The organism is Brevundimonas sp. (assembly GCF_032107865.1).
Lineage (GTDB): Bacteria > Pseudomonadota > Alphaproteobacteria > Caulobacterales > Caulobacteraceae > Brevundimonas.
Map to the genome: position 1 here is coordinate 1 of NZ_DAMCNG010000099.1, position 9,962 is coordinate 9,962.

Consider the following 9,962-nt stretch of genomic DNA (forward strand, 5'->3'; position numbering starts at 1 on the left):
GCCCGCGCCGGTTCGCCCGCCGCGCGGTGCCCGGCCGCCGCCTTGGTCAGCTCCAGCATCTCGGTCGCCGTCGGCGCCTGTTCAAAGGCCGACAGACCGCCCCGGATGCGCCAGCGCTTGGTCGGCGGGTCCGACACCTCCTCGACCTGAGGGAACAACATCAGCACGGCGTCGCGCATCCGTTCGGCCGTGCGGCGCCCGACGTTCAACTGGACCGCCATCTCGTTCAGCGTCAGTCCCTCGGCGCTGGCCGCCATGCCGCGCGCCAGATCAATGACCAGGGCCGCCTTGTCGTGCCGCAAGAAACTTCTCCACAGAGATACGTCCGAAACTGGCGTAATGCTGTCTCATATTCATCCTGTCAGCAAGAGGCGACCGCCTCCGCATCAGGAGTTTTCCCCATGGCCTTCGTCCGCACCCCCACCGTCCAGAAGCCCGCTCGCAAGACCTTCTCCGACCGCTACATGATCGTGCCGTGCGAAACCGAGAGCGATCTGGCCGTCATCTGGGACCGTCAGGAGGAACAGGTGGTGGACGTCATCAGCGCCTCGGCCGGCCGCTACACCGACGAAGACGCCCTGTGGGACGAGTTCCACGCGCCGCCGTTCAACGCCCGCTCCGACTGGCGCCTGGCGGCCTGAGCTAGCAAGGGTTGCGGAACCCTCCTCCACGGCCCAACGTTGCGCCAGCGTGGCCGTTTGAAGGCCACGGGCTGGGGAGCCGCACTCATGACTTCGTCCAACGCCGCGCCTTCGCTGGAAGGCTTCGTCAAATCCGCCCTGCATCGGTCGTGGTGGCTGTTGTTGCTGCGCGGGGTCGCCGCCGTGGCCTTCGGCGTGCTGACCTTCGTCTGGCCGCAGATCAGCCTGCTGACCCTCATCATGGTCTATGGGATCTACGCCCTGGCCGACGGGATTCTGGCTCTGATCGCCGCGATCCGCGGCGGCGGCATGGTCCCGCGCTGGTGGCTGGCCCTGGGCGGGGTGGTCAGCATCCTGACCGCCGTCATCGTCTTCGCCTGGCCGGGCCTGACGGCCCTGGTCCTGGTCTATCTGATCGGCTTCTGGTCGATCCTGCGCGGCGTGCTCGAGATCATCGGCGCCATCCGTCTGCGCAACGAGATCGCCAATGAATGGACGCTGGGCGTCGCCGGCGCCCTGTCGGTGATCTTCGGACTGATCCTGGTCTTCATGCCCGGCGCCGGGGCCATCGGCCTGCTGTGGCTGATCGCGACCTGGGCCGTACTGTTCGGCCTGCTGCTGATCTGGGTCGCCTTCAAGGTCAGGAAGCTGGCGAAGGCGTAAAGCTGGCGTTGCGCGCCGCGACCCGAGCGCGGATTTCGGCGCGCATCCGCTCCAATTCCGCCGCATCGATCAGGCGGCCGCGCAGCACCACGGCCTCCGCGTCGCGCGTGGCGCTGACGTCCTTCAGGGGGTCAGCCTCCAGCACCAGCAGGTCAGCCGACTTGCCCGCCGCCACCGCGCCGTAACGCTCGCCCTGGTTCAGGAAGCGCGGCCCGTCCACGACCGAGCCCGCCAAGGCTTCGCGCGGCGTCAGGCCCAGCGACACATACAGCTCCAGCTCGTCGTGCAGCGAAAAGCCCGGATAGTTGAACGAGTTCAGGAAGCCAGCGTCCGTCCCGGTCAGAATGGTCACGCCCGCATCGCGCAACATGGGCAGGGTGCGCGACGTCACCTCCTTGACGAAGTGGCGGTCCTCGACCTGCTGCGGCGTGGCCTGGGCTGCGCGCTGGACGCGCCAGTCATAGGTCGCCCGGATGCCCGGCCCGACGTAGGCCAGGCCGGCGTCATGCGAATGATCGTCCAGGTCCAGGTTCGCCAGGGTGGTCGAACCGTAGAGCGTCGGCGACACCGCCGTGCCCAGTTCCGCCAGCCGCGCATAGACCCGGCGCGCCGTCTCCACGTCGAAGGTGTCGGCATAGCGCCGCATGGTCTGGGCGTAGGTGTATTTGCCCGCCAGATAATCGGCCGCGATGGCGGCCTCGTCGCGCGACCCGGCCTTCATGGCGTAGTCCAGATGCTCGATCGACGACAGGCCCGCCTCGGCCGCCGTCAGCACGGTGATGCTGGCCGGAATGTGGGCCGAGGTCTTCATGCCCCGCTTCTTCGCCTCGCGCACGGCGTACAGGAAAAGCTCGGGCGTCAGGGTGTTGTCGGTGATCTTGACGAAGTCGACGCGCAGGGCCTGAAGCCGGTCCAGAGCCGCGTCCACGTCGGCCTCGCTGCCGGTCTCGATCACGCCCTTCCAGACGGGGGCGATGCCCTCGATCTTGGGGCCGGAGGTGAAGATGCGCGGTGCATCGGCCGTCGGCGGCGCATCGCGCCAGTCCAGCACCTGCTGCGCCAGATCGCCCGCCGCGTCGCGCACGGCGACCACGCCGTTGACCACGAACAGAGGCATCAGCTCGGCGTTCTCCTCGATCAGAGGCGCGCCGCCGCCGAAGTGAACGTGCATGTCCCACAGGCCCGGCATGACATAGCGGTCGCCCAGATCCTGGGTCCGCGCGGCCTGATAACGGCCCGCCTCGCCCTCGGGGCCCACGGCCACGATGTCGCCGCCGCGCACGGCAACCAGTTGATCCGGCGTCGTCGTCCCCTTCTCGACGTCGACCACCGTGGCCGAGGTCAGCAACAGATCGACCTGTTGAACCGGCGTTTCAGCGGCGGCCAGCGGCGCCAGGGCGCAGGCGGACAACAGGGCGGAGGCGGCGATCAGAAAGGTGCGCATGAATCCGCTATAATCGGTTCGCCGCCGTCGGCAAGCCAATCACGGATAGCGCCGTTTCATCTCGTCCCAGTTGGCGACGCAGAGGTCGCGCAGCACGTCCCCATCCACCTGATCCAGCCGCTTGATGTAGAGGCAGGCTGTGCTGGTCGTGTGTGGTCCCAGCCGCGCCAGCATCGCCTCCGTCTGCGGCGTAGAAGCGAGATAGAGGGTCAGCGCCGCCTTGCGCGGCGAGAAGCCCATGCGCGGCCAGTCGGCGCTCTTGCCGTTCGCGGTGACGTTGGCGTAGCGGCCGAAGCCGACGATGGACGGCCCCCACATTACCGGCGCCTCGCCCGACACCGCCTGCATCAGGGCGCAGAGCATCCGCCCCTCCTCGCGCCGCTGCGCCGGTTCGACCGTCGCCAGAAAGTCCTCGACCGAGGCGTCGGTAGGCTTGGTCTTCGGCTCGCTCATTCCCGGCCTCCCGCTCAGGGCAGGCCATCACCTTGCGCCTGTCCGATCCGCCCCGCCAGACACCATCCGCCGAGCGCGCGCGTCCTCAGCCAGCCGCCCGCCGGAACTGTGACCCACAGGCCCGACCCAGCCGCCAGGGTCTCGCGCCGCACGCCTGTATCCGTGGCCAGCTCGACCTCCAGCGCCGCGCCCATATAGGCGGTCCACAGCTCCTCGGCCTCGGTTACGCGCCAGTCGTCCGACGCCTCGGGCGTCAGCAGGCGATAGACGCCGACCGGCGTTCCGGGCGCGGCCGTATCCGCCCCCGCCATGGGTCGCCCCCAGCCGCCGTCAGCCAGGGGACGCAGCCCCAGGTTCTCGACGATCTCTTCGAGCGTGAAATCCGCCTCGCCTGCCATCCGGCCGCTAGTGAGGTGTTTCGCCGCCTGCGTCCACGCGCGGGCCGCGTTCTGCGCGCGTGACCAGACGCCAGCGGCCGTCCTCGAACACCACCTCGTCGCCGCCGCGCCAAGGCACGCGGCTCAGCGGCCCGCCCGTCATGCCGTAGCCGACGACAGCGTAGCGCACGCCGGGCTTGAGCAGAGCCGGCTCCACCGTTGTCTCGAACCCTTCTGGGGCCTGACCATAGACGACCTGCCGCAAGCCCCGGCAATCGCGACCGCGCGCCTCGATCGACCAGACCGGGCGCATCATGGCGTTCGTCAGTTCATGCATGGCGATGCCGCCCAGGCAGGCCCTCTCGGGTTTTGCAGGATCGACGCCGAAGGTCGCGACCGGCCGTTCCAGCCCGCCGCTGATGTTGACCGGGATCATCGCCGAACACGCGGCCAGGGCGACGGCCGTCGTCGCCAGCGCCGCTCCGACGCGCAGAACCGCGCCGCGCTTCATCGCCCTCGCCCTCAGCAGCGGCCGTAGGGAACGTAGCCGACCTCGATCTCGTCGATGCGGACGGTCTTCAGCTCGCGCACCGCCATCTGGTCGAAGTCCGCGCTGCAGTTGAAGGTCGCGTCGATCACATAGTCCTCGCCCTTGGCCGCCTTGATGGCGTCGCGGATGCGGAAGGAGGCGTCGATCGTGGCGTCGCTGACCATCACGGCCGCGGCGCGGATGCCCGGCGACACGCGCGGGCCGGCGCTTTCCAGATAGACCCAGGGATCGGCCGCATTGCCGCACAGGGTCAGGCAGTCGGCCTTGAAGTCGACATTGCCGCGCGCCGCCGCGAACTCGCCCATGGTCAGGTCGATCTTCTGCGGCAGATCATAGTCCTTCAGCGCCGCCAGCGCCTGGGTCGAGCAGACCGGCGTCATCGGCACGGCGTAGCCGACGACCTCATCGCCCTCGGCGCGGACGCGGACCGTGCAGCCGCCGATCTCATAGGTGCGGTCCTTGTCCTGAACCGTGCGGGCCGGACCCAGCTTGGATTCCAGATAGGCCACCTGCACCCCCATCATCTGAGCGATGGTCGCCGCGCCGCCCGCTGCGGGCGCAGCCTCAGACGCGGCGGTCTGCGTCGCCTCGACCGGGGCGTCGGTCTTCTCGCCCGCCTTCTCCGCCTGACCGCAGGCGGCCAACCCGGCCAGAACGCCCAGTACGGCGACGGTTTTCAGTCCTTGGAACGCAGTCATCGTCTCTCCACGGCTCAGGTTGAGCGTCGCAAGCCAACGCACCGCTGCGCGAAGGGTTCTCGCGCACGGTTTCAGAGAGCCTTCACGATCCCCTCGACCATCTTCTTGGCGTCGGCGAACAGCATCATGGTGTTGTCGCGGAAGAACAGCTCGTTCTCGACCCCGGCGTAGCCGCTGCCCATCGACCGCTTGATGAACAGGACCGTGCCCGCCTTCTCCACGTCCAGCACCGGCATCCCATAGATGGGCGACTGAGGGTCGGTCTTGGCGGCCGGATTGGTCACGTCGTTGGCGCCGATGACGAAGGCCACGTCGGCCGAGGCGAACTCGCTGTTGATGTCCTCCAGCTCGAACACCTCGTCATAAGGGACATTGGCCTCGGCCAGCAGGACGTTCATATGCCCCGGCATTCGGCCCGCGACGGGGTGGATGGCGTATTTCACCTCGACGCCCTCTTCCTTCAGCGTGTCGGCCATTTCGCGAAGGGCGTGCTGGGCCTGGGCCACCGCCATGCCGTAGCCGGGCACGATGATGACCTTGGAGGCGTTCTTCATGATGAAGGCGGCGTCCTCGGCCGAGCCCTGCTTGACCGGTCGCGTCTCGACCGCCCCGCCGCCCGCCGCCGCGCCCGCCTCGGCGCCGAAGCCGCCCAGGATGACGCTGATGAAGCTGCGGTTCATGCCCTTGCACATGATGTAGCTGAGGATCGCGCCCGACGACCCGACCAGGGCGCCGGTGATGATCAGGGCGATGTTCTCCAGCGTGAAGCCCAGCGCCGCCGCCGCCCAGCCGGAATAGGAGTTCAGCATGGACACCACCACCGGCATGTCCGCGCCGCCGATGGGGATGATCAGGGTCGCGCCCAGGATCAGGCTGATCGCGAACACGCCCCAGAAGGCCCAGATCGCCGTCCCGCCCGTCCCGATCAGAATGCCGATCAGGAAGACCAGGGCCAGCGCCAGCCCGATGTTGATCAGATGCCGCGCCGGCAGGATGATCGGCGCCCCGCTCATCCGCCCGTCCAGCTTGGCGAAGGCGATGACCGAGCCGGTGAAGGTGATGGCCCCGATGGCCACGCCCAGGCTCAGCTCGACGATCGACAGGGTCTTGATGCCGCCGCTCGCCGTGACGATGCCGAAGGCGTCGGGCGCATAGACCGCCCCCACCGCCACCAGACAGGCCGCCAGCCCGACGAGTGAGTGGAACGCCGCGACCAGCTGCGGCATGGCCGTCATCGGCACGCGGTTGGCGATCACCGCGCCCGCGCCGCCGCCGACCACGACCCCGCCCGCGATCAGGGCCAGGGTCAGAGGATCCAGCGCCCCGCTGGTCCCCAGCGTCAGCAGGGTGACGCCGACGGCCAGGGCCATGCCGACCATGCCCAGGGTATTGCCCCGTCGGCTGGTCACAGGGCTGGACAGCCCTCGAAGCGAGAGGATGAACAGAACCCCCGCCGCCAGATAGGCCAGCGCCGCGATCGATGCGTTCATCCCCTCCCCCCTTATTCCATGCTCAGATCAGAAGACGTTGACGACGGCGGGCGCGGCGCCGTTGGTGCCGGCGGCGGTCGCCTGGCCGTTCTTGACCACGGCCACGCCGACCGGCCCCTGGCCGCCCGTCTTGGTCACGCGGCAGCTGCCATTGTCGCCCGGCAGGCGTCCGGCCATCCGGCCCGAACCGGTGTGGTTGATGCGGTTCATGTGGACGCCCTTGATGGTCACCGGGGCGAAGCCGCACTCCAGCGTCCAGCTGGCGCCCTGGGGCGCGGCCACCGACCAATGCAGGCCGTTGTAAGGGTCATTGCCCACTTCGCGCGCGGATTGCGCCGTGGCCGCGCCGGCGACAGCGACGGCCGACAGGGCCAGGACGGAGATCAGGGAAGCTTTCATCACGCGATACTCTTCGAGGTTTAACGTTTGACGGATTGGGTGCGCGACAGACGCCACAGGGCCGCCGCGATGAACAGAGGCCCCAGCAGGATCATCGCCCAGTCGAAGACCGTCATCTGACGGTCCTGAATGATGATGCGCGTCAGGACGGCGGCGAAAACCAGCACGACCCCGCAGTCCTGGAACCGCAGGCGCCCGATGGGGTCTTTCACCCGCACCCAGCTCCAGATCCACAGGGCCACGCCCAGGCCGGTGACGACCCAGGAGGCATAAAAGGCCAGCAGGATGGGCGACAGGGTCACGAGGCCTTGGGCCTTTCCTTCTTGCGATACATGGCCAGCATCCGGCGCGTGACCATGAAGCCGCCGAAGATGTTGACGCTCGCCAGGGTCACAGCGGCCACGCCCGCCCCCTTGGCGATCCAGGCGTTCGGCCCGCCCGCCTGCGCGCTCATCGCCGCCGCCGCAATCAGGCCGCCGACGATGATGACGCTGGAAATGGCGTTGGTGACGGCCATCAGCGGCGTGTGCAGCGCCGGCGTCACGCTCCAAACGACATAGTAGCCGACAAAGATCGACAGGACGAAGATCGCCAGGCGGAAGACGGTGGGATCGACGTGTTCCATGGTCAGACCTTCCTCTCTAAACGGGCATCAATACTCAGCAGAACCCGCAGCACGGCGCCGACCACCAAACTCACAACGAAATCACCAAACAGAGTTTCCGCGACCACGCTGAAAGAACTGTCGGACACGGGCACGGATTGTTTCGCATCAAAGAAAATCGTGGTTGCGAGTCCAAGGCCAAACAGAATGACAGAGCCCAGCATAATCAGGATCGAAAGAAGGATCAGCGCCTGCCTTACGCGCGCCGACATCATCCCCTCACTCCTTCATGCACCACGGCGCCGCCGTGGGTGACGACGGCGGCCTTGAGGATTTCCTCCTCCAGGTCGACCGCCAGGGCGCCGTCCTTGATCATCAACCCCAGGAAGGCCACCAGGTTGCGCGCATAAAGGGCGCTGGCGTCCGCGGCGATGCGGCCGGGCATATTGCTCCAGCCGACGATCTTCACGCCGTTCGCCGTGGTCACGACCTCGTTCGGCTTGGGGCCCTCGACGTTGCCGCCCGCCTCGACCGCCAGGTCGATGATGACCGAGCCCGGCTTCATCGAGGCGACATGCGCCGCCGTCACCAGTTTCGGCGCCGGGCGGCCGGGGATCAGGGCCGTGGTGATCACCACGTCCTGCTTGATGATGTGGGCGGCGGTCAGTTCGGCCTGCTTGGCCTGGTATTCGGCCGACATGGCCTTGGCGTAGCCGCCCGCCGTCTCGGCCGCCTTGAACTCTTCGTCCTCGACGGCGACGAATTTGGCGCCCAGGCTCTCGACCTGTTCCTTGGCGGCGGGGCGCACGTCGGTGGCGGTGACGACGGCGCCCAGACGCCGCGCCGTGGCGATGGCCTGAAGCCCCGCGACGCCCGCCCCCATGACGAAGGTCTTGGCGGCGGCCACCGTCCCGGCGGCCGTCATCATCATGGGGAAGCCCTTGCCATAGGCGTAGGCCGCCTCGATCACCGCCCGGTATCCGGCCAGATTGGCCTGGGACGACAGCACGTCCATGACTTGCGCCCGCGTAATACGCGGCACGAATTCCATGGCGAAAGCGGTGGCGCCTGCGCCCCTCAAAGCTTCGACCGTGGCCTTGTCGCGCCAGGCGTCCAGCAGGCTGACCACCACCGCGCCGGGCTTCAGGGCGCTGATCTCCGACGCCGTCGGCCCGCGCACCTTCAACAGGATGTCCGCCCCCGCCAGCACCGTCGACAGATCGGGCCGCACGCTGGCCCCCGCCACGACGTAATCGTCATCCGGAATGGACGAGCCCAGGCCCGTTCCGGCCTCGACCGTCACGGTCGCGCCGAGATCGGCCAGCTTCCTGACCGTTTCAGGCGTTACAGCGCAGCGCGTCTCGCCTTCACGGCGTTCACGGGTCACAGCGATGGCGACGGCCAAGCGAATCCCTCCCACTCCCCAGGGTCAGATCGACGTTAGGCCTAAGGTCGAAGGATCGTCAAACAAGCAAAAAGGCCCGCCGGACACGCCGACGGGCCTTGCTGCATTCAATAGGGGGATCGCGTTTAGTGCGCCTTCTTGCTCTTCAGCATGAAGTAGCCCGCCACCGACAGCACAGCGCCGCTGATGAAGGCGGGAATGAAGCCGGCGCCGACAGCGAACCACACCGTCAGGAACAGGATCACCACGGCCGTGGCCAGCGACAGCCACTTGGTCAGGCCCATGAACAGGCTCCAGGTCCAGGCCTGTTCCGAGATGTTCATATCCCCGTGGACGTGGGGGGCGGTCGCTTCAGCGTGCTGGTCGGCCATGGGGCATCCAATAAAAGAGTCGAGATTTCGACGGCTCTTATAGCGAGGCCTGCGCGCGGCTCAAGCCCGTCAGGATCAACGGCGTCTCAGTCGAGGCTTTCCAGCACCGAACGCGCGAAGGCGGCGACGTTAAAGGGCTTGCCCGCCGGGTCTTCGCCGCGCCGCACGATGACGATGTTGCGGCTGGGCACGATCACCACATACTGTCCCCGATTGCCGAAGGCGGCGAAGGTATCCGCCGGCACGCCGTCCGAGCGGTTCATCAACCAGAAGGTCGCGCCATAGCCGAAGTCGCCCGTCGGCGGCTGCGGCCCGGTCGGGGCGGTGACATAGTCGCGCCAGCCCTCGGGCAGCAGGCGCTCGCCTTCCCACACCCCGTCCTGCAGATACAACTGACCGAAGCGCGCCAGATCGCGCGCCGTGGTCCAGACCTGGCTCGACAGGATGTAGTTCCCACGCCAATCCGTCTCGGCCCAAGTGTGGGTCATGCCCAGCGTGTCGAACAGCTCGGCGGGCGGATGGGCGGCGAAGGTCGGTGCGGCGGCCAGGGTCGCCAGCAGGGTGTCGTTGTTGGCGTAGCGATAGGCCGTCCCGACCGGCGCCAGCAGCGGCCAGCCCGGCGCCTGCTCATCAACCGCAGTGCCCCCGAAATAGAGGTTGTCGGTGCGGTTGCCCGCCGTGTCGCTGGTCAGTCCCGACGACATCCGCATTAGGGCGTCGACGGTGATGGCCGCGCGCGGATCGCCGGGGCGGCTCCAGTTGGCGATAGCGGCGGGCGCCTTCACGTCCAGCTCGCCGCGCTGGACCGCCGCGCCGATGACGGTTCCGGCCAGGCTCTTGGCCACCGACCATGTGCGCTGGGGCGTG

General features: G+C 67.9%; 15 protein-coding genes and 1 pseudogene. 2 read left to right on the top strand and 14 right to left on the bottom strand.

What is annotated here, in order from left to right; all coding sequences use genetic code 11:
- Positions 1–302, bottom strand: a pseudogene (locus RT567_RS09620) (DNA-binding transcriptional regulator); the annotation flags it as partial.
- Positions 303–401: 99 nt separating this feature from the next.
- Here RT567_RS09620 and RT567_RS09625 point away from each other — a divergent pair.
- The gene (locus RT567_RS09625) at positions 402–641 is read left to right on the top strand and encodes a hypothetical protein (protein ID WP_313576097.1); all 240 of its coding nucleotides are present in this window, start codon (positions 402–404) and stop codon (positions 639–641) included.
- A gap of 87 nt (positions 642–728) precedes the next feature.
- Entirely contained in the window at positions 729–1,304 is a 576-nt protein-coding gene (locus RT567_RS09630) for an HdeD family acid-resistance protein (protein WP_313576099.1), read from the top strand.
- Here RT567_RS09630 and RT567_RS09635 read toward each other — a convergent pair.
- From RT567_RS09635 to RT567_RS09695, 13 genes are all read right to left on the bottom strand, one after another.
- Complete coding sequence (locus RT567_RS09635; protein WP_313576101.1) at positions 1,282–2,748, bottom strand: amidohydrolase family protein; 1,467 nt, start codon at positions 2,746–2,748, stop codon at positions 1,282–1,284. The genes RT567_RS09630 and RT567_RS09635 overlap by 23 nt on opposite strands.
- A gap of 39 nt (positions 2,749–2,787) precedes the next feature.
- Positions 2,788–3,201 (bottom strand): DUF1801 domain-containing protein, encoded by a 414-nt coding sequence (locus tag RT567_RS09640; RefSeq protein WP_313576103.1) that lies wholly within the window; start codon positions 3,199–3,201, stop codon positions 2,788–2,790.
- Positions 3,202–3,215: 14 nt separating this feature from the next.
- Positions 3,216–3,599 carry a cupin domain-containing protein gene (locus RT567_RS09645; protein WP_313576105.1) on the bottom strand — a complete coding sequence of 128 codons (384 nt, stop codon included), beginning with the start codon at positions 3,597–3,599 and terminating at the stop codon, positions 3,216–3,218.
- Between the two features lie 7 nt (positions 3,600–3,606).
- Positions 3,607–4,089 carry a hypothetical protein gene (locus tag RT567_RS09650; protein ID WP_313576107.1) on the bottom strand — a complete coding sequence of 161 codons (483 nt, stop codon included), beginning with the start codon at positions 4,087–4,089 and terminating at the stop codon, positions 3,607–3,609.
- Positions 4,090–4,100: 11 nt separating this feature from the next.
- Entirely contained in the window at positions 4,101–4,826 is a 726-nt protein-coding gene (locus RT567_RS09655) for a hypothetical protein (protein ID WP_313576109.1), read from the bottom strand.
- A 71-nt stretch (positions 4,827–4,897) separates the two neighbouring features.
- Positions 4,898–6,316, bottom strand: a complete 1,419-nt coding sequence (locus RT567_RS09660) for an NAD(P)(+) transhydrogenase (Re/Si-specific) subunit beta (RefSeq protein WP_313576111.1) — start codon at positions 6,314–6,316, stop codon at positions 4,898–4,900.
- 27 nt (positions 6,317–6,343) lie between these two features.
- A complete protein-coding gene (locus tag RT567_RS09665) occupies positions 6,344–6,715 on the bottom strand; it encodes a hypothetical protein (RefSeq protein WP_313576124.1) in 372 nt (123 codons plus the stop codon).
- Between the two features lie 20 nt (positions 6,716–6,735).
- Positions 6,736–7,017: a hypothetical protein gene (locus RT567_RS09670; RefSeq protein ID WP_313576112.1), complete on the bottom strand. Its 282-nt coding sequence runs from the start codon at positions 7,015–7,017 to the stop codon at positions 6,736–6,738.
- The gene (locus RT567_RS09675; RefSeq protein WP_121482436.1) at positions 7,014–7,340 is read right to left on the bottom strand and encodes an NAD(P) transhydrogenase subunit alpha; all 327 of its coding nucleotides are present in this window, start codon (positions 7,338–7,340) and stop codon (positions 7,014–7,016) included. Before RT567_RS09675 ends, RT567_RS09670 begins: the two co-directional genes overlap by 4 nt.
- Positions 7,341–7,342: 2 nt before the next feature.
- Complete coding sequence (locus tag RT567_RS09680) at positions 7,343–7,594, bottom strand: hypothetical protein (RefSeq protein WP_313576116.1); 252 nt, start codon at positions 7,592–7,594, stop codon at positions 7,343–7,345.
- Positions 7,591–8,724 (bottom strand): Re/Si-specific NAD(P)(+) transhydrogenase subunit alpha, encoded by a 1,134-nt coding sequence (locus tag RT567_RS09685; RefSeq protein ID WP_313576118.1) that lies wholly within the window; start codon positions 8,722–8,724, stop codon positions 7,591–7,593. The genes RT567_RS09680 and RT567_RS09685 overlap by 4 nt, the downstream gene beginning before the upstream one ends.
- A 125-nt stretch (positions 8,725–8,849) precedes the next feature.
- On the bottom strand, positions 8,850–9,095 hold the full coding sequence (locus RT567_RS09690; protein ID WP_313576120.1) for an aa3-type cytochrome c oxidase subunit IV: 246 nt from the start codon (positions 9,093–9,095) through the stop codon (positions 8,850–8,852).
- An 86-nt stretch (positions 9,096–9,181) separates the two neighbouring features.
- On the bottom strand, positions 9,182–9,962 hold a 781-nt coding region (locus tag RT567_RS09695), incomplete at its 5' end, for a serine hydrolase (protein ID WP_313576122.1).

What these genes read in the sequence shown, in the direction of transcription:
- RT567_RS09630 (WP_313576099.1), top strand. Translation starts at nt 729, where the DNA reads ATGACTTCGTCCAACGCCGCGCCTTCGCTGGAAGGCTTCGTCAAATCC.
- RT567_RS09635 (WP_313576101.1), bottom strand. Translation starts at nt 2,748, where the DNA reads ATGCGCACCTTTCTGATCGCCGCCTCCGCCCTGTTGTCCGCCTGCGCC.
- RT567_RS09665 (WP_313576124.1), bottom strand. Translation starts at nt 6,715, where the DNA reads ATGAAAGCTTCCCTGATCTCCGTCCTGGCCCTGTCGGCCGTCGCTGTC.
- RT567_RS09645 (WP_313576105.1), bottom strand. Translation starts at nt 3,599, where the DNA reads ATGGCAGGCGAGGCGGATTTCACGCTCGAAGAGATCGTCGAGAACCTG.
- RT567_RS09680 (WP_313576116.1), bottom strand. Translation starts at nt 7,594, where the DNA reads ATGATGTCGGCGCGCGTAAGGCAGGCGCTGATCCTTCTTTCGATCCTG.
- RT567_RS09650 (WP_313576107.1), bottom strand. Translation starts at nt 4,089, where the DNA reads ATGAAGCGCGGCGCGGTTCTGCGCGTCGGAGCGGCGCTGGCGACGACG.
- RT567_RS09690 (WP_313576120.1), bottom strand. Translation starts at nt 9,095, where the DNA reads ATGGCCGACCAGCACGCTGAAGCGACCGCCCCCCACGTCCACGGGGAT.
- RT567_RS09640 (WP_313576103.1), bottom strand. Translation starts at nt 3,201, where the DNA reads ATGAGCGAGCCGAAGACCAAGCCTACCGACGCCTCGGTCGAGGACTTT.
- RT567_RS09625 (WP_313576097.1), top strand. Translation starts at nt 402, where the DNA reads ATGGCCTTCGTCCGCACCCCCACCGTCCAGAAGCCCGCTCGCAAGACC.
- RT567_RS09660 (WP_313576111.1), bottom strand. Translation starts at nt 6,316, where the DNA reads ATGAACGCATCGATCGCGGCGCTGGCCTATCTGGCGGCGGGGGTTCTG.
- RT567_RS09675 (WP_121482436.1), bottom strand. Translation starts at nt 7,340, where the DNA reads ATGGAACACGTCGATCCCACCGTCTTCCGCCTGGCGATCTTCGTCCTG.
- RT567_RS09655 (WP_313576109.1), bottom strand. Translation starts at nt 4,826, where the DNA reads ATGACTGCGTTCCAAGGACTGAAAACCGTCGCCGTACTGGGCGTTCTG.